Below are 24,572 nucleotides of genomic sequence, written 5' to 3' on the forward strand. Positions count from 1 at the left end.
GCCGGCCGTGCGTCGGATGCCCCCAATGTATCGGGCCGACCATCGCCGCGGAAGCCTGCGCACGATATGTCATCGACGAAATTACATATCGCGCAATCGAATCCGGCGTCGCATGTCAAGCGTCATGCGTCGACGCCGACGCCGACGCCGGATCCCGCAACCTTACGCCGGATCCGACTCGAGGAACACGAGCGTATGACCATGCGCGAGCGCCGCGCTATGCCGGTTGTACGACGCACGGTGCGAGCAGTTGAAACCGTGATCGGCGCCTTCATAGACGTGGAATTCGGCGTTCTTGCGACCTTCGAAACGCGCCTTGATCGAATCGACGGCCGACAGCGGAATATGCGAATCGAGCGCGCCGAAATGGAATTGAATCGGCACGTTGATCTTGTCCGCGCGATCGAGGTCCGCGTGAATCCCGCCGCCGTAGTAGGCCACGGCCTTGTCGATCGCGCCGGTCGCCGCCGTCTTGTATGCGAGACGACCGCCCATGCAATAGCCGATCGCCGCAACCGGGCTGCCCGCCTTCGCGAGACCGCGCAGCGCCTTGACGGTCGCCGCGATGTCCTGGACCGCGCGATCCGCATCGCATGCCTGCATGAGTTCGATGGCACGCTTGAAATCGTCGCCGTCGTAGCCGAGCTCGACGCGCGGCGCGCTGCGCCAGAACAGATCGGGGGCGAGCACGACATAGCCGTCCGCCGCGTATTGATCGGCGACCGAGCGAATGTGCGCGTTGACGCCGAAGATTTCCTGGATCAGCACGATACCCGGTCCCGATCCCTCGCCTTGGCGCGGCAGGGCGAGATACGCGCCGAACGTACCGTCATCGGTTTGAACGTCGATCCACTTCGATTGTGTATTCACGAGAGTCTCTATTAAACGAAAAAGGCGGATGCAATCGCCATTGGGGGTGGGAAGAAAAGGCGGCTTTCCGCTCGCGGCGATCATGCCATCAACCTGATCGGCGCGACAAGCTTGCGTTGGCAACGATTTGCCGGATCGCGCGCGCAGTGCGATTACCGAATGTGAAAGACCTGCGCGGATCCGCGATCGAGGCGCTCCGGAGCGCGCCCATTCTCGCACCGTGCCGTGACATGAACCGCCCGTGTTCATCCGCCGGACAGGATTTTCACGTCTCCGTATCCATGTCCGTGCACCCAAGCTTCCCTCGCTATCCTTCGGACCGCGGCGTGCCCGGTTCGACGCGATCCGCCGACTAGGAGAAAACCGCCATGAAGATTCGTGAATAGAGGGCTAGAATGCGGATGCACGTTTGCAGACGCGTGAGACGCTACGCACTCGCGCAAATGCAGCGATACCCACCCAGGTCATGCCGCCTCGGCAGATTCAAGCGGCGGGTGGTCAATATCCTGGAATGTTTTCTACTGAGGAGTCGAGATGAAAGTCACCCGGTTTTTCGTGGTTGCAGGGACTGCTTTGGTTTTGAGCGCCGCATCGGTCGGCGCATATGCGCAGGCGAGCGACGCGAACGCCGCAGCCGCACCGGCGGCGTCGAGCAAGGCTGCCAATCGTGCGCTCTCGAAGAGCGTGCGGCGCGCACTGACGAAGAATAAGCAAATCGACTCGACGAATATCTATATTCGCGCCCGCGACGGCGTTATCCGTCTGACCGGTTTCGTACCCGAAAACGCGCAGATCCAGGCTGCGACCGATACGGTCCAGGGCGTGAGCGGCGTGACGTCGGTCGACAACAAGCTGACCGTCAAGCAACCGAGCGGCGGCGGCAACTAAATCGTGTCTCCTCGCGCGTACGCATACACGAGCGTATGCGCGAGACGCACAGATGCTGCACCGTCGGATGCATCGAAAGATCCATCCTTGTCACGCGGCCGGCTCGATGCCGGCCGTTTGGCATGAATTTAACGCTTTCGAAACGATGATCCGGCACACGCCGTAAGACGCATGCCTCGTCACGAGGCGCGCATGCGCGATCGTCGCGATGACCCCGTCATTTCGCGCCTGCGGGTTCCGGTGCGTAGAAATAGTAGTCGGCCGCATAGGGCACGCGCTTGATTTGGCCCGCCCTCGACACATCGCATTCGGCCGATGGCGCGATGCCGCCGACCGTATGCAAGCGCAGCACATAGCGAACCTTTCCGAATACGCCTTGGTCGACGATCGGCTGAGCGCGCAACAGTAGCCACGGAATCGCGGTATTCGAAGGACTCCCGGCTTGCGCCTTGACGCTGCCGATCAGCTTGCTGCCATCCCTCGCCTCCCATGTCGGACCGCCGTAGTGAATCCCGATCCGGCGACGATCCCGATTGAACAAGGCCGCCTCGGGCGCATAAAAGGTCCACCCGTAGCGCGTCGGGTCGTTCTTGAGCGCCGCGCACGTATATACCTGAACACCGACGCCGAGCGCCTGCTCCACGAGAACCGGATGCCCGGGCAATGCCAACGCCGGCGGAATGTCCGTCGGCTCGACAAGGCCCGCATCCGCTTCCGCGAAACACGGGCTCGACACGAGCGCCGACGCAAACGCCGATATCGCGAATACGGCACGCACATCGCGGGTGAAGCCAGCTGAATTGAACACGTTGTATTTCCTCGTTTTTCGATCCATCTTCAAGAAGGCGGCGCGAAGCGCGGCTCGACCCCGGCCATCGCGGCCCTTTAAATGCCATTCAATCATTAATTGATTTTATATATGAATTTGACCGCATAACGTCACGCGCCGACAATCGCGCTCAAGCTCGAAGGCATCGGATCGTCGGTCTCTTGCAAAAGCCTCGCCCGAATGCGCGCACTCGCGCGTCGAATGCACCGATGAATCGCGATCTTGCCGAATCTCTGAACGGATAAAACCCATGAACCCAGCAACGGATTCCACCGCAGCCGCGACCATCACGCAATACGCGCCGACGATGCATGCGGTCGCCGCGACCGACGCGCCGCGCATCGCAAGCGGTTACGGCGTTCAGCCGAGTTCGGCGCTGCGCCTCGCTTGCGTGACGATATTGACGGGCATCGGCGCGGGCCTCGGCGGCATGCTGCTCGCGTTGCTGCTGCATGGCATTCAACATCTCGCCTACGGCTACAGTCTCGATCATCTGGTCGGCGGACCGAGTTTCTATGCGGGCGTGAGCGCGGCGTCGCCATTACGGCGCGTCGGCGTGCTCGCGCTTTGCGGCCTCGTCGCCGGCTTCGGGTGGTATGCGGTCTATCGGTTCGCCGCGCCGCTCGTCAGCATCAAGAAAGCGGTCGGTGCAAACGACCCGCGTATGCCGATCGTCGCGACGACCGCCCATGCGCTGCTGCAAATCGTGACGGTCGCGCTCGGCTCGCCGCTCGGGCGCGAAGTCGCGCCGCGCGAGATCGGTTCGACCTTCGCCGGATGGGTGTCGTGGCGCGCGGGACTCACGGTCGAGGAAAGCCGCATCATGGTTGCGTGCGGCGCCGGCGCGGGACTCGCCGCCGTCTACAACGTGCCGCTCGGCGGCGCGGTGTTCGTGCTCGAAGTCCTGCTCGGCACGTTCAGCCTGCCCGTACTGATCCCCGCGCTCGCGACATCGGTCATCGCGGCGCTTGTCGCATGGCTCGGCCTCGGCGACGAATCGCAATACACGGTGCCGCACTATGCGCTCAACGCGAGCCTCGTGACATGGTCGATCGTCACCGGCCCGATCTTCGGCATCGCCGCCTTCGGCTTCTGCGAAATCACACAGCGCGCGCGCAAGCACGCGGCGCGCGGCATGTCGTTGCCCGTGCTGTCGATCCTCAACTTCGTGGCGATCGGCGTGCTCGCGATCGCGTGGCCGCAGTTGCTCGGCAATGGCAAGACGCCTGCGCAACTCGGTTTCGACAGCGCGATCGGCATCGGACTCGCCGCGCTGCTGCTCGTGCTCAAGGTCGTCATCACCGCGAGTTCCTTGCGGGCAGGCGCGGAAGGCGGTCTGCTGACGCCGGGGCTGTCCAACGGCGCCCTGCTCGCGATCGTGCTCGGGGGCCTCTGGTCGCTCGTTTGGCCCGGGACGTCGCTCGGCGCGTTCGCGATCATCGGCGCAACCGCGTTTCTCGCGTCGTCGATGAATATGCCGATCACCGCGATCGTGCTGCTCGCCGAATTCACGCGCATCGATCACGATTTTCTCGTCCCGATGCTGCTCGCCGTGGCGGGATCGATCGCCGCCAACCGGCTTTGCACGAATCTGAAACAGCGACGCGAACAGATTCGTCCTTGAATCGGTGTGATGCGCAGCGCCCATGCGCGTGACGCGCTTTGCGTTTAAGCGCCGCGTTTCCATGAATGGCGCAGAGCGCCAAGGCCTTGAAGGCCTCGAATGCTTAGACCTCCAAGCGCAGAGACCCGCTTCTCGATGCCGAGCGCCGCGGCACTTTGCACATCGCGTCGATCGCATTCCAAATCGACGAAAAAAAACCGCCGCAACGCTGCTGGGGTAGCGTTGAAGCGGTTGTGACCGGCCGCCGAAGCGGCCGTCGTTGTTGCGTCTTTAACTGCTTGTCAGACCACAGGGTACAGCGGAGTTCAGTACGACTTAGAACGCGGTCATGATGCCGGTGAACACGCCCGTCTGGCTGTGACCATAGCCGGGGTTCGTCGACGAACCGACCGAGCCCACTGCGCTGTTCGTGTTCGGGCCCCACGAGTCGTTGCCGAGGTCGATGTTCGACGTCGCGCTGTTGTGCAGGTAAGCCGCTTCCGTGTACAGGAACGTGCGCTTCGACAGGTTGTACGTCGCTGCGAGCGTGTACATCGTGGCGTTACCGTTGCCGTTGTTGACGTTCGTGTGGTAGACCGCGCCCGTCAGCGTTGCCGCCGGCGTCGCTTGCCATGCTGCACCCAGCCATTCGTGATCAGCCGACGTCGGCGCTTGCACAGGCATCAGGCCTGCTGCCGATGCCGCCGCGAACGCGCCGCCATTGACCGTCGAATCATTCGCTTGCGGTGCGTTCAAGTGCTGGTAACCCGCCCAGATCTTGACCGGACCGAGCGTGTACGTACCGCCGGCCATGATCGAGCGCGATGCCGCGTACAGATCGTTGAAGTTACCTTCCGCGCTGCGCAGTTCGTCATAGATCGAACGCAGTTCGAGGGCGCCGATATCGTAGATTGCTTCGATACCATCGCCACGGCCTTGGCTCGTCGACGTCGCGCCTGCGTTCCAGCTCGTGCTGTTCGACAGGTCGTATTGGCCCTTAAGGGTGAAGCCAGCGAGGTTCGGCGTCGTGTACTCGAAGCCGTTTTCCGCCGACGGCCAGTTACGGCCGTGCGTCAGCGTCGAGATTGCGTAACGCTGCATCAGCTGCGGATCGAGTGCCCAGCTATCTTGCTGGATTTCGCCGGCGCCGAGGTTACCGAGCTTGAACGTACCGTAGTTCGCGTTTTGGAAGCCCACGATCGCGTGACGACCGAACAGCGCACCCGACGACGTGCCGTTCATCGTGTTGAGCTGGCCTTCCAATTGGAAGATCGCGGCCGTGCCGCCACCGAGGTCTTCCGTGCCTTGCATACCGAACCACGAGCAGCCCCAGTCACCGCTCTCTGCGCTGACCTTGTGGCCGCCCGGCAGGCCATTCTCGTACTGGATACCGTTGTCGATACGACCGTACAGCGTGACGCTGCTTTGTGCTTGTGCCGCTGCAGCGATCGCCAGCAGCGAGGTGGTCAGAACAACCTTTTTCATTACGTCTCCTCGGTCAGTTAAAACGTGGGGTTTCACCGATACAGCCAGCACCCCATCCGTCGCCATCGATGGGCTTGAAATACAGGCTTCATCGATACGTGCTTCACAGTTCGGCGCAATTTTAAGAGCCTGTTTTTGTTGGGGAAGCGCCGAATCGGCTAAGGGAAAACGTGAACAAAAACGTGTATTGCAGATTTGAGATGGTTGATGTACCGCTCAAAACTGGTCAGACACATCTGACCAGTTCGGCGATCTCCTCATAGAAAACAACGACTTAGAACGCGCTTAAAATAAGCGCTATAACCATAAGCAGGTGATTGTAAATAATGAACCAGTTAAGAATGCGATTGCTTGGACAATCATATACAGGTTAGCTTTTTTATTAGGCAGATCGGACGTTGCTCCGACGCGACGCGGGTTTATGCGGAAAACAGGCGGATTTCGGCGAAAGCGCGGGTTAACCCCTAACGAAATCGCGCGACATGATGCAGACACAAGATGGCACCCGCATGACCGCGGCTCGACGTGACGTCGATTTCCGCGCTTTTTATGTGCGCTCGCGCACATTTCGGCGCGCGTCGTCGTGCCTGAGTTCGATCTGATACCGCCGCGCGCACGGATGCCAACGACGTTCCGATCGACGTCGGCGCGCTCAATGCCCGTGCGATCCCGGCGCGTTCGCGCGCGCTTCGAGCGGCCGCCTCCCATCAATTCAAAATGATCGCGTGCCCGACACCTTTTATTTATTAGATGGACCACCCCCGTCGGCGCGCATAGTGAAGTCCGAATAGCGCACGCCACCGTGCCGAGATCTCCCCCCGAACGATCGAGATAGAAGGAACCCCTCATGCGCGTACACAATCCGCCCCCGATCCAGTACACGACCCCGGCGCAAACGAATGCGCCGTCGAACACGAACGGCGCGTCGAGTCAGGCGTCGTTTGCCGCGGCGCTCGCGAAATACCAGGGGTACGGTCCGTCCGATTCGCTGCGCGCGCAGACGCTCGCACAGCTCGGCTATACGGAAAGTCAATTGAAAGCGATGACGCCGAAGGCGCGAGAAGCCGCGGAAAAGCGGATCGCGCAGATGATGGGCCGCGGTGCGCAGAACGGTCGTGGCGTCGCGTCATCCGACTCGGAGACGGATTCCGACGTGTGAGCGGCGTGCGCGTCGAGTCACGACGCGTCGCCCGCTGTCCGTCCTGAAGATGCTGTCTATGCTGTCTATGCCGGGCGCGCCCGCGCCGCCGGCTTCCCGCAGATCAGCGCCACGCCCGCCTTTGCCGTCTCATGCAGCATCGCACGCGTATCGCCCGCGCGTGAGCGCAACGCCAGACTGTGCAACAGCGCGGACGCGATCCGGGCAAGCTGCGCGGGATCCGCATCCGCATCGAGTTCACCGTCTGCTTTAGCGCGCGCGAGACGCCGTTCGAAAGCCGCGTCGTAGCGCGCAAGACCCGACGCAAGCCGCGCACGCACCTCGCCGTCGTGCTTCGCTTCGACGAGCGCCGTGCCGATCAGAAAACATCCGCGCGGCGTCTCCGCGTCGGGAAAGTAAATCGAAAGCGCGCCGTCGTAGACACACATCAATGCCTTCGCGAGCGGCCAATCCGTCTCGAGCGCGCGACGCATCAGATCGTGGCCGTACTCGATATATCGATCGAGCACGTCGACGTAGAGCGCGTGTTTGTCCCCGAACGCGCCATAGAGGCTCGGCCGATTGAGCCCGGTTGCCGCACTCAGCGCATCGAGCGACGTTCCTGAAAACCCTGTCTCCCAGAACGCATCGCGCGCGCGCTCGATCGCATGCGACGCATCGAATTGACGCGGCCGGCCACGCGCGCGTTTGATCTGCTGCGGTTCCGCATCGCCCTCGACGTGCGCTTCTTCCTTGGCGCGACCGGCGTCGGCGATACCCGCGCGATCGCCGACCTCACCCGTGCCGCCATCCCTCACGCCCATGCGTGTCCCGCTGCCGCTCCCACGCTTTCTTTCCATTTTCATACCGATTCGCACAAAAATTTGCTTCGAACTAATTTTGTCCACTATAGTACAAAAACATTTCCACAACCGGAGACACGCATGGATCTGTATTTCTCCCCGCTGGCCTGTTCGCTCGCCACGCGCATCGCGTTTTATGAAGCGGGCGCCGACGCGCGGTATATCGAAGTCGACACGAAATCGAAGCGTCTGCGCGACGGCTCCGATTTCTATCCGGTCAATCCGTTAGGTCAGGTTCCCGTGCTGCGCACGGACGAGGGATGGCTGTTGACGGAAAACACGGCGATCCTGCCGTATGTCGCCGATGCGTTCCCGGACGCGAATCTCGCGCCCCAAAGCGGCACGCACGCGCGCGCCAAATTTCACCAATGGCTCGGCTTCGTCAGCACCGAATTGCACAAGGCCCTGTTCGTGCCCCTGCTCGATCCTCGCGCGCCCGCAGACGTCCATGCCTATACGCGCGAAAATGTCGAGCCGCGGCTCGCCGCGCTCGACCGACATCTCGAAGGCCGCGCCTTCCTGCTCGACGAATTTACGGTCGCCGATGCGTATCTCGTCACCGTGTTGAATTGGGCGCGTTATGCGGGCGTGGATCTCGCGCCCTGGCCGAGCGTCGATGCGTACTACGCGCGAATCGTGCAGCGTCCGCAGGTCGCGCGCGCCTTGAAAGAAGAAATCACGCTGTTCAAGGAAGACCAGGCAAGGCGGCAGGCCCGCGCGTAGTTCGGCGGGCCTGTCCATCGGACGACGGATTAGTCGGTCTTCGCGGCGCCGGCCTTTGCGCGCATCAGCGCGTCGACATCGATCTCGCGCGCCATCGCTTCATATCCGGCATCGCTCGGATGCAAATGGTCGCCGCTGTCGTACGCCGCCTTCATGCGCGACGGATCGGCCGGATCACGCGTCGCTTCGTCGAAATCGATGACGCCGTCGAACGCGTGACTCGTACGGATCCATTCGTTGACCTTCAGACGCTCGGCCTCGCCGGCCGGCGTGCCGTAATCGGACTTGTACGTGCTGTTCGAACCCATGAACGGCACGAGCGTCCCGCCGAAGATCGGCACGCCGGCGGCATGCGCCTGCGCGATGAGCTGCTGCATCGCGCCGATGATCTCGGGCGCCTTGGCGGACTTGTCGCCGATATCGTTGATCCCTTCAAGCAACACGACCGCTTTCAGATGCGGCTGCGTCCAGACGTCGCGCGCGGCGCGCGTGGCGGCCGGCACGCCGAACATCAGCAGATCGCGGTTCGTCAGCAATTCGTTGCCCGCGATCCCCGCGTTCGACACCGAGAACGTCGGCCCGCGACGCTTGGCCATCGCACGCGCGACAAAGTCCGGGAAGCGCTGGTTCTTGTCCGCCGTCGACATATAGCCGTCGGTAATCGAATCGCCGAGGAACACGACGGTGCCGTCGACATTGCGCGGCGCGTCGACGTCGACGCCCGACACGAACATCCAGCAGCTCGCGTGGCCCGCATATGCCGTCGCGGCCGCATCGTGCGACTGATTGCCGTCGGCCAGGTAGTTCGTCGCGGTCGCGAGGAAGTGCTGGGTCGCCGGGCCGGTCTTCTCGGGCACGAATACGTTGACGGCCAGCGACGTCAACGCGCGCACCGGCAACGCGACCGGATCGCTGATCGCCTCGCTGCCCGCGGGCACGACGATCGCGCTCGCGCCGCCGAATGTCACCGTGCGCGGCGCGGCCGACGTCGACGCATCGGACGCGAGCGTCGGCGCGACCGTCACTTCGCCGACCTTGAGCGGTGCGGTCCCGCCCGCATTGGAAACCTTGATACGCACGCGCTGGCCGCCCGCGCTCAGATAGACGACGTTGCGGATCGTCTGATTCTCGAGCCCCACATCCGAAGGACACGACTTCGTGTCGAACGTCGCCCCCGTCGTCGGACTGCCCTGCCATGCGTTGACCCAGTTGCCGCGCGCCGCGCCGACATCGCTCGCCGTCGCGGCGCAGGCCGATCCGATCAGGCTGCCGATCAGCAGCGCGGCCGACCCGAGACGCCCTGCGCGCACCGACACGCGCAAAACATGCCGACGCGCGGGACGCGCACGCCGTTCCGTCCATTGATTCATGTCTCCTCCTTTATTTGATGGAAATGCGAGTATCGAACGAAGGCCGATTCATCGGATTTATGAATTTGACGTCCGCACCCCGAATATTTACGAATGACCGATACGCCGACCGATGCCTCATGACGCGATTGAATCGACAACGCGGCGGAGCGCGTGTTTGAAAGGTCGCCGCTTCTGGCGGTATCGGGCAATAAAACAACGCTCGCGGCATGCACGCCGATGCGTGAAACGGGAGGTCCTCACGCCCATCCGCATTCACGGGCGGATGACGCTCGAAGTCACTGATATGACAGCGGTAGGAACGATCGGAAACCGTCCGAAACACGGGTGATTTCAAACGTTTGCCGGCGCTTCCTCGCGTGAAATCTTGCGCGTCTCGCGGCGTCGTCGAGAGGACGAAATGGCGACGTTTCAGCTAGCAGAGATATTCAATCCAGGCAAGCCCGGAATGGCGGCGTTTTGCGGCTGCTTATCGCGCGTATCAAATGGACCCGGCCGCACTACACTGAATTGAAAAGAGGTGCCCGATTTTCAGGGATCGGCGGGGAGTTTTCGATATGAATCGGCCGTTAGTTCGTTTACCGCTGCGTACGGTAAGTGCAATACCCGTTTGGAAATGGCTCAAATGGCCATTGGGTATCGGGATACTGGTCATCCTGGCGATCGTGGCCAAGCTATGCCAGATCGAAATCGAAACTTCGCGTCTGCAAGCGCATTACCTGTCGGAACTCACGCGCGACATCGGATTCACGGTCGATCACGGGCCGAGTCCGCGCATCCGCTTCCCGGCTCCCGCCCCCTACGACTCACGGCTCGGCTACGCACAATTGCCGGGCTTCGAGCAACGCCTGCTCGCGCGCGGCTACGCCGTCGAGTCGCAGGCGCGCGGGTCGGAACGCATGCTGTCGATCGCCGATGCGGGGCTGTTCCTGCCGTATGACGAAAAAGACCGCGCGGGTCTCAAGCTCTTCGACACAACGGGCACGCCGCTCTTTGCATCGATCTATCCGCGACGCGCCTATCCGAACTTCGCCGCGATTCCGCCGGTCGTCGTCAACGCCTTGCTGTTTATCGAAGATCGCTATCTGCTCGATCCGAATCAGCCGAACCGCAATCCGGCGATCGATTGGGGACGTTTCAGCCACGCGCTCGTCGACCAGGGCTTGCGCGTGTTCAACGCGCACCAGGCGCAACCGGGCGGCAGCACGCTCGCGACGCAGATCGAGAAATTCCGGCACTCGCCCGACGGCCGCACGGCGAAGCCGACCGAGAAGATCCGCCAGATCGCCTCGGCCTCGGTGCGCGCCTATCTGAACGGACCGCAAACGATGCCCGCGCGGCGGCAGATCGTCGTGCATTACCTGAACTCGGTGCCGCTGGCCGCGCGCGCGCACGTCGGCGAAGTCACGGGACTCGGCGACGGCATGGCCGCCTGGTACGGGCGCGATTTCGACGAGATCAACGCACTGCTCGCGGCGCCCACGACCGCGGACAACGCGGCGATGCAAGGCATCGCGTTCCGCCAGGCGCTTTCGCTGCTGATCGCGCAACGCGCACCGTCGTTCTTCCTGCTCAAGGGGTATGGCGAGCTCCAGCGCATGACGGACAGCTACTTGCGATTGCTGGCCGGGGCCGGCGTGATTTCCGCGCCGTTGCGCGACGCCGCGCTGGCCGCGCATATCGCGCTGGCCCCCGCGCCCGACGCGGACACCGTGTCGTCGTACGTGACGCGCAAAGCCGTCACCTCGATGCGGGCGCGCCTGATGAACGTGCTCGCCGTGCCCGACGCCTATGCGCTCGACCGGCTCGACATGTCGGCGACGTCGACGCTCGACAACCGCGTCCAGCAAGCGGTCAGCGAGAAGCTCGCGGCCGCTTCGACGAAGGACGGCGCGCATGCATTCGGGCTGTACGGCTTTGAAATGCTCAAGCCGAACGACGATCCGTCGCACATCGCATTCAGCTTCACGCTCTACGAACATCGCGGCGGCGCGAATCTGCTCAGAGTCCAGACCGATAGCGTCAATGAGCCGTTCGACATCAATCAGGGCGCGCGCCTGAATCTCGGTTCGACGGCCAAGCTGCGCACGCTGACGACCTATCTGCAGATCGTGTCCGAGCTGCACGACCGGTACGCGCCGCTCAGTACGGCGGAACTCAAGCGCATCGATCCCGACCCGAGCGACGCCCTGACGCGCTGGGCGCTCGACTATCTGATCGAGACGCCCGATCGCGCGCTTCAGCCGATGCTCGACGCGGCGGTCGAGCGCAAATACTCGGCCAACCCCGGCGAGACCTTCTATACGGGCGGCGGCGCGCAGACTTTTACGAACTTCGACAAGAGCGACAACGGACAGACGCTGACGATTCACGTCGCGTTCCAGAACTCGGTCAATCTCGTGTTCGTGCGCCTGATGCGCGACATCGTCCACTACGAGACGATCAAGGCCGCGGGACCGTCGCAGACCTGGCTCGACGATCCGATCGTGCGCAACACGTATCTGATGCAGTTCGTCGATGCCGAAAGCCAGGTCTACCTCAAGCGGTTCTATGAGAAATACGCGGGGCTTGCGTCCGACGACGCGCTCGAACTCATGCTGAACACGGTACGCAAGTCGCCGCCGAAGATCGCGACCGTGCTGCGCAGCGTCGCGCCCGGCGAACCCCAGGTCTGGTTCAACGCGCAGATGCGTTCGCAACTCAAGGGCACGCCCGCCGAGACGACGCTGTCCGACGAGGATCTGGCCGGGCTCTACGGCAAGTACGGCATCGACCGCTTCAATCTCAACGATCGCGCGTATATCTCGGGCGTGCATCCGCTCGCGCTCTGGCTGCTCAATACGCTGCGCGCGCATCCGGGCATGGGCTATGACGCGCTCAAGAACGCGAGCCGCGACGTGCGCGTCTCGACGTATTCGTGGCTCTTCAAGACACGCTATCACGCGACGCAGGACCGTCGGATCAAGCGCATGATCGAGCTTCAGGCGTACACGACGATCGGCAAGTCGTGGCAGGCGCTCGGCTATCCGTTCAGCGATCTCACGCCGTCCTATGCGGCTGCGATCGGCGCATCGGGCGATCGGCCCGCGGCGCTTGCCGAACTGATCGGCATCATCGCGAACGACGGTCAACGCGCGCCCATCGAAAGCTTCTCGAAGCTCGACTTCGCCGAGCACACGCCGTACGAAACCCATTTCGTGCACGCGAGCGTCGCGCCCAAGACCTTGCTGTCGCCCGAGATCGCCAACGTCGAACGGACGTTGCTGCGCGACGTCGTGCTCGACGGCACGGGCAAGCGGCTCGCATCGGGCATGGTGTTGCCCGACGGCACCGTGCTCCCCGTCTACGGCAAGACCGGCACGGGCGACCAGCGCTTCAACGTCTACGCGCCGGGCGCGCGCCTGATCGAGTCGCGCAAGGTCAATCGGAGCGCCACGTTCGTGTTCGCGATCGGCGATCGCTTCTATGGCGCGTTAAGCGCGAACGCGCACGAGCCCTATGCGGCGCGATACGACTTCACGAGCGCGATGGCCGTTCAGTTGCTCAAGTCGATGGCGCCCGACTTGCAACCGCTGTTGAACGCGCCGGCCACCGACGCCGCGCCGGCGGCCCGCGTCGAGCAAACCAACGGCGAGCATCACGGCTCGTAGCGGCTGACCTCGATACCCGAACCGACGGGCAGCAGCAGACTTCGCACGCCGGGCTTCGAACGGATCGCGCGGCTATAACGCACGATCCCTTCGTCACCCGGGCGAATCATATTGTCGGCGACGATGATCGCGCCCGGATTGAGTTTCGGATAGAACGCTTCGAGGCACGGCTCGTAGAGATCCTTCCAAAGATCGAGCAGCACGAAGTCGATGCCATGCGGCAGCGCGGCGATCAAGGCAAGCGCATCGCCGACTTGGAAATCGACCCAGTCCGCGAGTCCCGCGCGCGTCGCCATATCCTTCGCGTGGGCGGACTTGTAGTCGTACATTTCCATCGTCGTGACGCGCCCCTCGCGCGCACGCGCGGCCTCGGCGAGCCAAATGCCCGAGTATCCGTACGACGTGCCGATCTCGAGGATATGCGGACGTTCGAGACTTCGGGCGAGGATGTTGAGCAATTGCCCGGTCGCGGGTCCGACGGCGCGCATCCACGGATCCTGCCCATTCGGGAGCGGGCTTTTGATCGGGTTTTCGCGGCGCAGCGCGCGTTCGTGCTCGATGCGTTCGTGATAGGTCGCGAGAACCGCGGCGACGGTATCGTCCATGACGTGCTCCGAATAAGTGAGGCCATCCAATCGCGCGCGGCGGATCATCCGCAGGATCGCTTGACGCGCGCGTGGCCGCTATCCTCGCATTAGAAACGCAGTTCATGCATCACAGCGTGTTACAGGGTCCGGTGGGGCGCGCCGTCGAGCTTGGATGCTCAGGCCGCCCGAATTCGCGCAGTGCGCCCCTACGCCCATTGCGCATCGCCGTCGCTTCACGCTACGCCGTATCGACTGACGGATGCGTCTTATGGACGCTGACGAGATGAACAATCGCGACATTGCCGAGGATCGGGAGCCGATTCCGGATACGATCGACCGCGTGTCCGAAATGGTGTTCGTGCTATACCCGCTAAGCCGCACATGTGCCGAGCCTCCATGCCTCTAAGCCGCGCACAATTCAGCTAAAGTGCGAGCGGCGACGCAAATCTAAGCCGCGTCGCGAATCCCTATTGAGAAAAAGGTCGGCAGGAAATGATTCGACGTGCGTTACGGATGACGCTTTGCATCGTGGGCATGAGCCTCGCGATGACGGCAAGTGCGCAGAATTCGGGATCGGCCAAAGCGGCCGCCACACTATCGACCGTCGTTAGCGGCGACTACGGCGACGGGATGCTGCTTGCCGCGGATCCGGCGACCCATGCCGTCACGGGCTATTTCTCGCAAAACAACATCAACGGACAGTTCAGCTGCATTTTCTATCTGGTCGCTAAGACGGGCCCCGCTCCGATCCCCGTTACAACCTATTTCCCGGACACGCCCGATGAAAAGATCAAGGGCACGTTGTTCCTGGAAGCTCCCGGTCAATTCAAGATCCGCTTGTCGAGCGAACACGGCGGTTGCTGGAACGTGATGCATTTTGCCGACGACGCATACCCCGCCGAATTTACCTTGGTCAAGCAGTACCCGTGGTTATCGATTGCCGTGATCAAGAGCGAACGCGCGTACTTCTTCGACACACCCGCGAGCGCGCAGCATCGCAAGGCGTACATCGTGGCCGGTGACGGCGTCGGTGTGCGCGCGGTGAAGCCGGGCTGGCTGCAAGTGGACTTCCTCGGCGAGCACGCGACGACGTCCGGTTGGATCAGGCAGGATGACGTCTACCCGTTCGAATAAGCGCTTTCAGACGCAAGAGGAAACAGCACGATGACAGGCCCATTTTCCGGCGGATGCGCATGCGGATCGATCCGCTATCAATGCGCACATGCGCCCCTCGCGACATTGAACTGCCACTGCCTCGACTGTCAGCGCGCAAGCGGTGCGGCTTTCGCTTCGGGCTTCATCGTCCGCGTGTCCGACGTAACGATGACAGGGACGCCGAAGACGTATTCGGTACGCGCAGGCAGCGGCAAGCGCGCGACGCGCAGCTTTTGCGGCGATTGCGGCTCGCCGCTGTTCACGCAGGGCGAAGCCGCACCGGAAGTCATGTCCATCCGTTTTCCCACGCTCGACGATCCATCGGCATTTGCGCCGATGCTCGATATCTGGACATCGAGCGCGCAACCCTGGGTATGCCTGAGTGAGGCCATTCCTCACTATCCTCAGTCGCCCTGACTCGCACGTCACCGAGTCGATCACTTGCCATATTTCATTTAGATTTGAATATGTTTCAAAAACAAAACCAATTATCAGATCCAGCCGAATTCAGCATGCTCGATGCCTCTGAAGTTTCCATTCGAGCGACCCGTGACCTCTCTCAATGCACGAACGACCGCGGCCGATGCGCGCCGCACATCGACCGGAAATCTGCCACTGACCGGCTTGCTCGCGCTCACCGCATGCAGCGCGATCGCCACCGCCAATGAAAGTGTGCCGGCCGGCCTGCTCCCTCAACTTGCAACCGGTTTTGGCGTTACCGAGGCTTGGGCCGGGCAACTCGTGACCGCCTGCGCGCTCGGCTCCGCCCTCGCCGCGATCCCGCTCAGTGCCGCCTTGCGCGGTTGGCCACGCCGGCGCGTGTTGATGCTCGTGCTGGCCGCGTTCTTCGTCTGCAACGCAATCACGACCGTCTCGTCGTCGTTTTCCTTGACGTTAGTCGCGCGCTTGGCCGTCGGGCTTGCCACCGGTCTCGTCTGGAGCCTGCTGGCAAGCTATGCGCGACGCATGGTCGCATCGAGCCAGCAAGGGCGTGCGCTCGCGATCGCCATGATGGGGATTCCGCTCGCGTTGTCGCTGGGTGTGCCGCTGAGCGCATTCTTGGGGCCGCGCGTCGGCTGGCGCTGGATCTTCGCCGCAATGGCAGCCGCGAGCCTGCTGCTGATCGTATGGGCGCGCCGAACGTTGCCGGACTTTCCGGGGCAGGACGATCGACGGCCTCTGCAGCTTCGCCGAACGCTCAACCTCCCCGGCGTTCGTCCCGTGCTGTTCGTGCTGATGGCGTGGATATTGGCCCACTACATCCTGTTCACCTATATCGCGCCGTTCCTCGCCGCTCACGAACTCGCCGGGCGACTGGATACGATGCTGCTCGTGTTCGGCATCGCGTCCTTGATCGGCATCGGGATGGTGGGCGCGCTCGTCGATCGCTGGCTGCGCGCGCTCGTGCTCGTCGGGCTCGGCACCTTTGCCGCTGTCGCGCTCACATTGGGTCTGTGCGGCCATTCCACCGTCGCGATCGGCATTGCCATCGCAGCCTGGGGACTTTGCTTCGGCGGTCAGCCGACGCTGATGCAGACGGCGCTGGCGGACGCCGCGGGAGACTCGGCCGATGTCGCGCAAGCCATGCTCGTCACCGTGTTCAATCTGAGCTACGCGGGCAGCGGCGCGCTGGGCGGGATCCTGCTCGCCACCGCCGGAATCGGTGTGATGCCCTGGGTCATCTTGGGCATGGCGCTGATCGGCCTCGTCGTCGCGTGGCGCGCGAAGACCCACGGCTTCGCGGCGAGAACGACGTGACCGCGGATTGTCAGGCGTCCTCGCGCAGCTTGAACGCGCTGACCGCACGCACGAGCTTCGACGCTTGCTCGCGCAAGGTCTCGGCCGCGGCGGCCGACTGCTCGACGAGCGCGGAATTCTGCTGCGTCATCTGATCGATCTCGCTCACCGAGTCGTTGATGACGACGAGACCCGCCGATTGTTCGCGCGTCGCCACGCTGATCTGATCGACGAGCGTCGTCACGCCGCGCATGCGCTCGAGCAGCGTCTGCATCGTTTCGCCCGCGTCGGCCACGAGCCGGCTGCCCGATTCGACGCTTTCGACGCTCTGCGCGATCAGGCTCTTGATCTCCTTCGCCGCTTGCGCGGAACGGTTGGCCAAGCTGCGCACCTCGCTCGCCACGACCGCGAAGCCTCGTCCCTGCTCGCCGGCCCGCGCGGCCTCGACGGCGGCATTGAGCGCGAGGATATTGGTCTGAAACGCGATGCCGTCGATCACGCTGATGATGTCGACGACCTTGCGCGAACTTTCGGCGATATGGCCCATGGTCTCGACGACACGGTGCACAGCCTCGCCGCCGCGCTGCGCCACGCCGCTCGCCGTGTCCGCGAGACCGCTCGCCTGCTGCGCGTGCTCGGCGCTCTGCCGCACGGTGGCCGTGAGCTCATCCATCGAGGCGCCGGTTTGCCGCAAGCTGGTGGCCTGCGACTCGGTACGACGCGACAAGTCGAAATTCCCGTTCGCGATCTCGCTCGACCCGTTTTCGAGGCTCTCCGACGTTTCGCGCACGGTCCCCACAAGCGCGACGAGATTGTCGTTCATGACCCCGAGCGCCTGCAGAAGCTGACCGACCTCGTCCTTGCCGTACGCTTCGATGCGCGAGGTCAGATCGCCCTGCGCCACGGTTTCGGCGATCTTGACCGCGGATTGCAGCCCGCCCGTGATCGACCGCGAGATGAACACGCTGACGGCGACGCCGGTCGCGAGCGCGGCGCCGGCAAGGCCCAACGTAATGGTGATCGCGCGGCGCGTGAGGTCGGAGGTTTCCGCCGTCGTGGCTTGCATCGCGTCTTCGTAGTGATCGACGAGATTGCGCGAGGCGGCCAAAAAGGCCTCCTGCGGGGCCTTCAAATCCTTCAGCAGATAGTTGCGCGCGACATCGGGCAAGTGGGCCTGCACAAGCGTCACGACACGCCCGCGCAGTCGCACGTAGTTTTCGCTTGCGTCGTGCAACTGCGCCATCAACGTGCGTTCCTGGTCCGTGGACGCCAGGCCGGAGAGCTTCTCCATCGTCGTGCCGAGATCTCGTGTCGCGCGACTCACGTCCGCGAGGTATGCCTTGGCCGCCTGATCGTCGCCCGCGGACAGCACCGCGCTGCGCAGATTGTTGGCCTGCAGATTGATATCACGGTCGATCTGGTTCGCGAGCGCAATGTGTTTGTAATCGGCGTCGACGATGTGCCGTGCGGTCGCGCCCATCTGACGCACCTGGAACACGGCGAACAGCGCGGTACAGACCAGCAGTACCAGCACGAGCCCAAAGCCCACGGCCAATCGCTGGCCGATGCGCAGGCGAGCAAGACGGTTCATCGACAATCTCCAAAGAAGCACGGGCCGCGCGCGAAAATCGCACAGCTCTGAAGTATTTCGTCCATGTCCACGGAATATTGAGCAGCGTAAACCCGCAATGAAACGTGCACTGAAGATGCACGATTGAGCGGTCCGCCCGGCTCGTGCGGCGAGCGATGCGCGCGAGCCGTCTCATGCCTACGCGTGCGGGTGACGCCCTAAAAATAGGGTGTGCGGCGACGCATCACGGATCCCACTATTCGGACGTCGGCTTGGAGCGGCCGGATCCCGACCTCGCGCATGCGCCTCATGCGTCGTTTATCATGCGCGTTTCAAACACGAGACGTCATATGACGGACACCATCGATTGCGTCGTCATCGGCGCGGGCGTGGTCGGCCTCGCGATCGCACGTGCATGCGCCCAGCGCGGCTGGGAAACGGTCGTCGTCGAAGCCGAACACGCGATCGGCACCGCCACGAGCTCGCGCAACAGCGAAGTGATCCACGCCGGCATCTACTATCCGCAAGGCTCGCTCAAGGCGCGCCTGTGCGTCGAAGGCAAGCATCGGCTCTATGCGTACTGCGAGGAAAAACAGATCGCGCACGAGCGGTGCGGCAAGCTCATCGTCGCGACACGCGACGATCAGATCGACACGCTGCACACGATCCGCGCCGCGGCCAACGCGAACGGCGTCGACGATCTGCGCTGGCTGAGCGCCGACGAAGCCCGCGCGCTCGAACCCGCGCTGGCCTGTGTCGCCGCGCTCGAATCGCCGTCGACGGGCATCGTCGACAGCCATGGCCTCATGCTCGCATTGCAAGGCGATATCGAATCGGCCGGGGGCATGCTCGCGTTCCAGTCGCCCGTCGTCGGCGGACGGATCGAACACGATGGCACGAACGGCGCGCTGATCCGGCTCGATATCGGCGGCGCGGAGCCGATGGAACTGCACGCGCGGCGCGTCGTCAATAGCGCGGGCCTGCATGCGCAAGCGATCGCGGCATCCTTGCATGGACTCGATCCCGCATCGATTCCGCAAGGCGCGTATGCAAAGGGCAATTACTACAGCCTCGCAGGCCGCGCGCCGTTTTCGAAGCTCATCTATCCGGTGCCCGAGCGCGGCGGACTCGGCGTGCATCTGACGCTCGATCTCGGTCATCAGGCGCGCTTCGGTCCCGACGTCGAATGGGTCGACACGATCGACTATCGCGTCGATCCCGCGCGCGCGGAACGCTTCTACGACGCGATCCGCGCGTACTGGCCCGCCCTGCCCGACGGCGCGCTGCAGCCCGCCTATGCGGGCATCCGTCCGAAGATCCGGGTCGCGGGCGATACCGCCGCCGACTTCGTGATCCAGAGCGCCGCCGAACACGGCGTGTCGGGGCTCGTGAATCTATACGGAATCGAATCGCCCGGCCTCACGGCATCGCTCGCGATCGCCGACGCCGTGGTCGAAAGGCTTTGATGCGGACCGTGCCGCGTGATGTCGTAACGTCGACGTCATGCCGCGTCGCCCCGCATCATGCGATCGAATAGGCATCCGCCGATGACACACATCGGGGATGCATGAGACGGTAGAAACGACCGATTCGACGACTAAACGTGGGCGTCGTGCACGACGCCCGCCGCAACATGCGACGTGCGCGAAGCATTCGACCAGAGCGACGCCGGAATGCCGACTTCGCCGTCGAACAGCCAGCGCGCCGTTCTGAGCAACGCCGCGTCGACGACTTCGAGTTCGCCGTCGGCGCCGTTGCGCAAGGTGAGTTCGACCGAGAATTCGCCGGTCGGATGCTCGACGCTGACGCGCTTGGTCAAGCCGTCGGGCACGCGCGCCACGCCGTCACATACGGTCCCCGGCATCACCGCGGCTGTCGCGACGCTCACTGCGCCGAGCACGCCGATCGACGCATGACAGCGATGCGGAATGAACGTGCGCGTGTGGATCGTGCCACCCGCCTCGATATCGCGAGGCTCCGCGACAAGGCACATCTTCGGCACGGTTCGCGCGCTGACGTCGCCGAGATTCATCAACGGCCCGACCTTGAGCCGGATCGCTTCGATCCGTGCCTTGAGCGCATCGTCCGCATCGAGCTGTTCGCGCGTTTCGTAGCCGGTCCGGTCGAGATCCGCCGCGCGCATGAGCACGAGCGGCATGCCGTTGTCGATGCACGTGACACGTACGCCGTCGATCACGTCGACGCGCGAGCCGGTCGGCAGCAACGCACCGCACGTCGAACCGGCCGTATCGCGAAAGCTCAACGGAATCGCGGCGGCCGTACCCGGCACGCCGTCGATGCGCGCATCGCCCTCGTAATCGACGACACCCTCGGGCGTGGCGACGGTCGCGACGGCGATCTGGCCGGTGTTGACCATGTGGATCGCCACGCGCGTATGCCCGTCCGCGGCCTGAACCAGCCCGCGCTCGATCGCGAACGGACCGACGGCCGCGAGGATATTGCCGCAGTTCTGGCCGTAATCGACGCGCGCCTCGTTGACCACGACCTGTGCGAACAGATAGTCGACGTCGGCGTCGGCGCGCGACGACGGCGATACGATCGCGACCTTGCTCGTCAGCGGATCCGCGCCGCCGAGGCCGTCGATCTGGCGCGGATCGGGCGAGCCCATGACCGCCAGCAGCACACGGTCGCGCAGCGACGCATCGTCGGGCAGGTCGGACGCGAGGAACATCGCGCCCTTCGAGGTGCCCCCGCGCATCATCATGCTGCGGATGCGCGTCTGGCGCCGGGCAATCGTATCGGACATCGTCACAGACCTCTTCAGATTTCGTCCGCGCTGCTCACGTAGCGCAAGCCCTTTTCCTTGAGCTTCTCGCGCATCGCGTAGTAGTCGAGACCGAGCACGCCGGTCGACAGCACCGAACGCGTCTTCTCTTCTTTCGCGAGACGCTGGCGCGCCGCATCGGCGACGGCGCTCGCGTTGGCGAGCGGCACGATGACCACGCCGTCATCGTCGGCGACGACGACATCGCCCGGATGCACGATTTGCCGCGCGCAGGACACGGGGATATTGACCGAGCCGAGCGTCTCCTTGACGCAGCCCTGCGCCGAGACCGCCTTCGACCAAACCGGAAAACGCATCTGTTCGAGCGCGCGCACATCGCGGCAACCCGCGTCGATGATCAAGCCCTTGACGCCGCGCGCCGCGAGCGAGGTCGCGAGCAATTCGCCGAAATAGCCGTCTTCGTTCGGCGAGGTCGGCGCGACGACGAGCACGTCGCCGGCCTGGCATTGTTCGACCGCGACATGCAGCATCCAATTGTCCGACGGCGGCACGAGCACGGTCACCGCCGAACCCGCGATCGCGGCGCCGCCGTAGATCGGGCGCATATACGAGGCAAGCAGGCCGAGTCGCTGCTGCGCTTCATGAACGGTCGCGGTGCCGGCTTGCTGGAGCACGTCGACGATCGCGGGATCGGCGCGCTGAATATTCGTGACGACGACGCCGCGGGTCATGACAGGTCTCCGACGACCGACGGCGTGATGCGCTGATAGCCTTCGGCGTATTCGATATTGCGCTTGGCCGTGATGCCGATATTGCGCTTGGCCTGCACACCGCGTTGCAGCGCAACGCGCGTGTAGTACTCCCAGAGATGCTCTTGCCCGGCCATGCACTCGATCGCGCGACGCTTGACGTCCCACACTTCGGTGATGTCGAGGAAGGTATTCGGCGTCCATTCGCATTGCTCGGTCTGATGCGGTTCGAACGCATAGACGGGCGGCGCGCCGACGACGGTCTGTCCGGGCAGATGGCCTTCGGCCTGCGCGATGATCCGCGCTTCCTGCGCGACGTGCATGGCGAGCGGGTGATCGAAGTTGTACGGATCCTTGAGCGAATGGCTCAGCACGAACGCAGGCTGGAGCTCGCGATAGACGTCGACGAGCTTCATCAATGCTTCATCCGACACGCGCAGCGGGTAGTCGCTCAAATCGAAGAACTCGACTTCGGTGCCCAGAATATCGGCGGCGCGCTGCGCTTCCTCGCGGCGCGCGCTCTTGACCTTCTCGATCGTCATGTCGCCCTTGCGCCAGAGCTTCGCGGATTCGCCGCGCTCGCCGAACGACAGGCACACGACCTTGCAGCGATATCCGTTCTTGCTGTGCAGCGCAATCGCGCCGCCCGCGCGCCATACAAAGTCAGCGCTATGCGCGCTGACGACCAGCATTGACTGTGGTGTTGCCATTCCGATTCTGTCCGGTTCGATTGACGTGAAAACACAAGCGATTCTAGGTGCGCCGCCGTTCGACCGGGATACGCAATCTATGCCGGATTGGGTTCCATTTTATTTATCGGACTAAGGGAAACCCTCATGCGCCGACGCGCGTCAAGGCTCGCCCGTGCGCGGCACCGGCCGGCGCGGGCCCACGCATTGCTCTTATGAGCCCCCATGCGCGCGACGCCCTGCACAGCGATCCCGATATGTGAAAAACGCATCACTGCGCATGCGCGACGGACCGTTCGAGCGTCATCTCGTTGGCCGCCATATCGGCCGCCACCGCGCGGATCGTCTCGAGCAGCAGGCGCGCCGCGGGCGCGGGCACGGAATCCGCGCGCAAGGTAAAGCCGATATCGCGCTCCGTCTTCGGCAGATGCAGCGCGAGACGCACGATCTCGCCCGAATCGATCTCATGCATGAGCTGGTGCGCGGACAGCGCCGCGATCATGTTCGAGCGCGTGAGCACGCCGCGAATGATCGCGAGATCGGCCGATTCGACCGTCGCGGGCGGGATGTCGAGGCCCTTGGCCGCGAACAGCCGCTCGAGGATCTGCCGCGCGGGCGCATGGCTTCGCGGCAGAATCCACTGTTCGCCGGTCATCTGCGCGAGCTTGAGCGACGTCTTGTCCGCGAGCGGATGGCCTTTGCGCGCGAGCACGACCATTTCCTCGGCCCACAACGTTTCGACGACGAACCCGCTGTCGGCCGCGGGTTCGCGCAACGCGCCGAGAATGAAGTCGATGTCGCCCGAGCGCAGCTTCGCGCACAACAGTTCATAGGCGCTTTCGTCAGTGATGACCGTGATGCCCGGATGCGCGCCGCTGAGCCGCGCGATGGCTTCGGGCAGCGCATACGAGCGCCCGAGCGGCAGCGCACCGACGTGCACGACGCCGCGCACGGTGCCTTGCAGCGCAGCAAGATCCTCGGGAATGCGCCGCAGTTCGTTGAGCGCGCGCTGCACGTAGAGCGCGCAGGTCTCGCCGTCGGCCGTCAGCAGCAGACCGCGCCCGCTGCGATAGAACAATGCGGAGCCCGAGCCCGATTCGAGCGCCTTGATCGCGATGCTGATCGCGGGCTGACTCACGGCGAAGGCCCGCGCGGTCGTCGGCATATGCCGGTCGCGCGCGAGCCCGGCGAAAATCTCGAGCCGGCGCGTGTTGAGCAGACACGATGCGACACCCAGCGAGGCCTGCGCGGGGCTCGCATGCGCCTTCGGAATCAGCAGCCGCGTCAGCGTCTGGAGTTCGCCGAATACACGCTCGGCGCGTTGTGCGACGCAGCGTCCGCTCGCGGTCGGCAGCATGCCCGACGGCGTGCGCTCGAACAGCGGCGCGCCGAGCGTCTGCTCGAGTTCGTTGAGCGCGCGGCTCACGGCCGATTGCGCCTTGAAGACTTGTTTCGCGGCAAGCGAGGCACTGCCCGTCTCGACGACGTGCAGAAACACCTTGAGGTGCGCGAGGCTCAGCAAACCGGCACGCTGCGTGTCTCGTTCGTTCATTGGACTCGATCGCCAGGTCAATTCATGAATCGGCATCGCGCGGCATGCCGCGCGCGCCGTGCGGCCGCATCATCCACGGCCGCTTTGTTTGAGGCAAGCACACATGCCGACATGTGCGCCATTACATGCGTCATGACATGCGTCATCGAACGTCGCCGCATCATGCGATCGATGCCATGCAACACGCCTTGCCAACTCGTTCAACGCCCTTCTGTTTTTTTTATCGATTGTCGCACTCAAGAGCCCTGCCCGCTCCTTCGCCAGACCGTCGAATCAGAAAGAAATTCGAAAGGATCGTGACAAGGAAAAACCTGCCACCGCCTTGTTTATAGGCCTGTTTCGCTTGAAATATAGCGTAATGATGCGCG

At 63.6% G+C, this 24,572-nt stretch carries 20 protein-coding genes; 9 read left to right on the forward strand and 11 right to left on the reverse strand.

Features of this window, described 5'->3' with window-relative positions:
• Nucleotides 1-162 precede the first annotated feature (162 nt).
• The gene (locus D7S86_RS17260) at nt 163-870 is read right to left on the reverse strand and encodes a dienelactone hydrolase family protein (protein WP_121088079.1); all 708 of its coding nucleotides are present in this window, start codon (nt 868-870) and stop codon (nt 163-165) included.
• 534 nt (nt 871-1,404) lie between these two features.
• On the opposite strand from D7S86_RS17260, the gene D7S86_RS17265 reads away from it, so the two are divergent.
• The gene (locus D7S86_RS17265) at nt 1,405-1,758 is read left to right on the forward strand and encodes a BON domain-containing protein (protein ID WP_121088080.1); all 354 of its coding nucleotides are present in this window, start codon (nt 1,405-1,407) and stop codon (nt 1,756-1,758) included.
• A 217-nt stretch (nt 1,759-1,975) separates the two neighbouring features.
• Here D7S86_RS17265 and D7S86_RS17270 read toward each other — a convergent pair whose 3' ends face one another.
• Nucleotides 1,976-2,566: a DUF3455 domain-containing protein gene (locus D7S86_RS17270; protein ID WP_158602007.1), complete on the reverse strand. Its 591-nt coding sequence runs from the start codon at nt 2,564-2,566 to the stop codon at nt 1,976-1,978.
• A 328-nt stretch (nt 2,567-2,894) separates the two neighbouring features.
• Here D7S86_RS17270 and D7S86_RS17275 point away from each other — a divergent pair, with 328 nt between their 5' ends.
• The gene (locus D7S86_RS17275) at nt 2,895-4,211 is read left to right on the forward strand and encodes a chloride channel protein (RefSeq protein WP_121088144.1); all 1,317 of its coding nucleotides are present in this window, start codon (nt 2,895-2,897) and stop codon (nt 4,209-4,211) included.
• A gap of 315 nt (nt 4,212-4,526) precedes the next feature.
• Here D7S86_RS17275 and D7S86_RS17280 read toward each other — a convergent pair whose 3' ends face one another.
• Complete coding sequence (locus D7S86_RS17280) at nt 4,527-5,675, reverse strand: porin (RefSeq protein WP_121088082.1); 1,149 nt, start codon at nt 5,673-5,675, stop codon at nt 4,527-4,529.
• Nucleotides 5,676-6,522: 847 nt separating this feature from the next.
• Here D7S86_RS17280 and D7S86_RS17285 point away from each other — a divergent pair.
• Nucleotides 6,523-6,834: a hypothetical protein gene (locus D7S86_RS17285; RefSeq protein WP_121088083.1), complete on the forward strand. Its 312-nt coding sequence runs from the start codon at nt 6,523-6,525 to the stop codon at nt 6,832-6,834.
• Between the two features lie 65 nt (nt 6,835-6,899).
• Here the strand turns inward: D7S86_RS17285 and D7S86_RS17290 are convergent, their stop codons facing one another.
• Nucleotides 6,900-7,679 carry a TetR/AcrR family transcriptional regulator gene (locus tag D7S86_RS17290; protein WP_240648238.1) on the reverse strand — a complete coding sequence of 260 codons (780 nt, stop codon included), beginning with the start codon at nt 7,677-7,679 and terminating at the stop codon, nt 6,900-6,902.
• Nucleotides 7,680-7,757: 78 nt separating this feature from the next.
• Between D7S86_RS17290 and D7S86_RS17295 the strand changes: the two genes are divergently transcribed.
• Nucleotides 7,758-8,399: a glutathione S-transferase C-terminal domain-containing protein gene (locus D7S86_RS17295; RefSeq protein WP_121088085.1), complete on the forward strand. Its 642-nt coding sequence runs from the start codon at nt 7,758-7,760 to the stop codon at nt 8,397-8,399.
• A gap of 29 nt (nt 8,400-8,428) precedes the next feature.
• On the opposite strand, the gene D7S86_RS17300 is transcribed toward D7S86_RS17295, so the two are convergent.
• A complete protein-coding gene (locus D7S86_RS17300) occupies nt 8,429-9,769 on the reverse strand; it encodes an SGNH/GDSL hydrolase family protein (RefSeq protein ID WP_121088086.1) in 1,341 nt (446 codons plus the stop codon).
• Between the two features lie 557 nt (nt 9,770-10,326).
• Here D7S86_RS17300 and D7S86_RS17305 point away from each other — a divergent pair.
• A complete protein-coding gene (locus D7S86_RS17305; RefSeq protein ID WP_121088087.1) occupies nt 10,327-13,419 on the forward strand; it encodes a transglycosylase domain-containing protein in 3,093 nt (1,030 codons plus the stop codon).
• On the opposite strand, the gene D7S86_RS17310 is transcribed toward D7S86_RS17305, so the two are convergent.
• A complete protein-coding gene (locus D7S86_RS17310) occupies nt 13,407-14,024 on the reverse strand; it encodes an O-methyltransferase (protein ID WP_121088088.1) in 618 nt (205 codons plus the stop codon). The two genes, D7S86_RS17305 and D7S86_RS17310, sit on opposite strands and share 13 nt — an antisense overlap.
• Nucleotides 14,025-14,519: 495 nt before the next feature.
• On the opposite strand from D7S86_RS17310, the gene D7S86_RS17315 reads away from it, so the two are divergent.
• From D7S86_RS17315 to D7S86_RS17325, 3 genes are all read left to right on the forward strand, one after another.
• Nucleotides 14,520-15,140, forward strand: a complete 621-nt coding sequence (locus tag D7S86_RS17315; RefSeq protein WP_121088089.1) for a hypothetical protein — start codon at nt 14,520-14,522, stop codon at nt 15,138-15,140.
• Between the two features lie 30 nt (nt 15,141-15,170).
• Nucleotides 15,171-15,578, forward strand: a complete 408-nt coding sequence (locus D7S86_RS17320; RefSeq protein ID WP_121088090.1) for a GFA family protein — start codon at nt 15,171-15,173, stop codon at nt 15,576-15,578.
• A gap of 132 nt (nt 15,579-15,710) precedes the next feature.
• Nucleotides 15,711-16,919, forward strand: coding sequence for an MFS transporter (locus tag D7S86_RS17325; protein WP_240648239.1), 1,209 nt, complete (start codon nt 15,711-15,713; stop codon nt 16,917-16,919).
• 10 nt (nt 16,920-16,929) lie between these two features.
• On the opposite strand, the gene D7S86_RS17330 is transcribed toward D7S86_RS17325, so the two are convergent.
• Nucleotides 16,930-18,489 carry a methyl-accepting chemotaxis protein gene (locus tag D7S86_RS17330; RefSeq protein WP_121088092.1) on the reverse strand — a complete coding sequence of 520 codons (1,560 nt, stop codon included), beginning with the start codon at nt 18,487-18,489 and terminating at the stop codon, nt 16,930-16,932.
• A 329-nt stretch (nt 18,490-18,818) separates the two neighbouring features.
• On the opposite strand from D7S86_RS17330, the gene D7S86_RS17335 reads away from it, so the two are divergent.
• Entirely contained in the window at nt 18,819-19,934 is a 1,116-nt protein-coding gene (locus tag D7S86_RS17335) for an NAD(P)/FAD-dependent oxidoreductase (protein WP_121088093.1), read from the forward strand.
• A 131-nt stretch (nt 19,935-20,065) separates the two neighbouring features.
• Here the strand turns inward: D7S86_RS17335 and D7S86_RS17340 are convergent, their stop codons facing one another.
• The 4 genes from D7S86_RS17340 to D7S86_RS17355 all read right to left on the reverse strand — a co-directional run bounded on the left by D7S86_RS17340 (nt 20,066) and on the right by D7S86_RS17355 (nt 24,204).
• Nucleotides 20,066-21,235: a 4-oxalomesaconate tautomerase gene (locus tag D7S86_RS17340; protein ID WP_121088094.1), complete on the reverse strand. Its 1,170-nt coding sequence runs from the start codon at nt 21,233-21,235 to the stop codon at nt 20,066-20,068.
• A 14-nt stretch (nt 21,236-21,249) separates the two neighbouring features.
• Nucleotides 21,250-21,945, reverse strand: a complete 696-nt coding sequence (locus tag D7S86_RS17345) for a 4-carboxy-4-hydroxy-2-oxoadipate aldolase/oxaloacetate decarboxylase (RefSeq protein ID WP_121088095.1) — start codon at nt 21,943-21,945, stop codon at nt 21,250-21,252.
• On the reverse strand, nt 21,942-22,673 hold the full coding sequence (locus D7S86_RS17350) for a PIG-L deacetylase family protein (protein ID WP_121088096.1): 732 nt from the start codon (nt 22,671-22,673) through the stop codon (nt 21,942-21,944). Before D7S86_RS17350 ends, D7S86_RS17345 begins: the two co-directional genes overlap by 4 nt.
• A 250-nt stretch (nt 22,674-22,923) precedes the next feature.
• Nucleotides 22,924-24,204 (reverse strand): LysR family transcriptional regulator, encoded by a 1,281-nt coding sequence (locus tag D7S86_RS17355; RefSeq protein WP_121088097.1) that lies wholly within the window; start codon nt 24,202-24,204, stop codon nt 22,924-22,926.
• Between the last annotated feature and the right edge of the window lie 368 nt (nt 24,205-24,572).

It is taken from the genome of Pararobbsia silviterrae (genome assembly GCF_003628125.1).
Taxonomy (GTDB): Bacteria; Pseudomonadota; Gammaproteobacteria; order Burkholderiales; family Burkholderiaceae; genus Pararobbsia; species Pararobbsia silviterrae.

Bases quoted from the DNA above. Each gene is read 5' to 3' on its own strand.
- D7S86_RS17265 (WP_121088080.1), top strand. From the start codon at position 1,405: ATGAAAGTCACCCGGTTTTTCGTGGTTGCAGGGACTGCTTTGGTTTTG.
- D7S86_RS17275 (WP_121088144.1), top strand. From the start codon at position 2,895: ATGCATGCGGTCGCCGCGACCGACGCGCCGCGCATCGCAAGCGGTTAC.
- D7S86_RS17280 (WP_121088082.1), bottom strand. From the start codon at position 5,675: ATGAAAAAGGTTGTTCTGACCACCTCGCTGCTGGCGATCGCTGCAGCG.
- D7S86_RS17285 (WP_121088083.1), top strand. From the start codon at position 6,523: ATGCGCGTACACAATCCGCCCCCGATCCAGTACACGACCCCGGCGCAA.
- D7S86_RS17290 (WP_240648238.1), bottom strand. From the start codon at position 7,679: ATGAAAATGGAAAGAAAGCGTGGGAGCGGCAGCGGGACACGCATGGGC.
- D7S86_RS17295 (WP_121088085.1), top strand. From the start codon at position 7,758: ATGGATCTGTATTTCTCCCCGCTGGCCTGTTCGCTCGCCACGCGCATC.
- D7S86_RS17300 (WP_121088086.1), bottom strand. From the start codon at position 9,769: ATGAATCAATGGACGGAACGGCGTGCGCGTCCCGCGCGTCGGCATGTT.
- D7S86_RS17305 (WP_121088087.1), top strand. From the start codon at position 10,327: ATGAATCGGCCGTTAGTTCGTTTACCGCTGCGTACGGTAAGTGCAATA.
- D7S86_RS17310 (WP_121088088.1), bottom strand. From the start codon at position 14,024: ATGGACGATACCGTCGCCGCGGTTCTCGCGACCTATCACGAACGCATC.
- D7S86_RS17315 (WP_121088089.1), top strand. From the start codon at position 14,520: ATGACGCTTTGCATCGTGGGCATGAGCCTCGCGATGACGGCAAGTGCG.
- D7S86_RS17320 (WP_121088090.1), top strand. From the start codon at position 15,171: ATGACAGGCCCATTTTCCGGCGGATGCGCATGCGGATCGATCCGCTAT.
- D7S86_RS17330 (WP_121088092.1), bottom strand. From the start codon at position 18,489: ATGAACCGTCTTGCTCGCCTGCGCATCGGCCAGCGATTGGCCGTGGGC.
- D7S86_RS17335 (WP_121088093.1), top strand. From the start codon at position 18,819: ATGACGGACACCATCGATTGCGTCGTCATCGGCGCGGGCGTGGTCGGC.
- D7S86_RS17340 (WP_121088094.1), bottom strand. From the start codon at position 21,235: ATGTCCGATACGATTGCCCGGCGCCAGACGCGCATCCGCAGCATGATG.
- D7S86_RS17345 (WP_121088095.1), bottom strand. From the start codon at position 21,945: ATGACCCGCGGCGTCGTCGTCACGAATATTCAGCGCGCCGATCCCGCG.
- D7S86_RS17350 (WP_121088096.1), bottom strand. From the start codon at position 22,673: ATGGCAACACCACAGTCAATGCTGGTCGTCAGCGCGCATAGCGCTGAC.
- D7S86_RS17355 (WP_121088097.1), bottom strand. From the start codon at position 24,204: ATGAACGAACGAGACACGCAGCGTGCCGGTTTGCTGAGCCTCGCGCAC.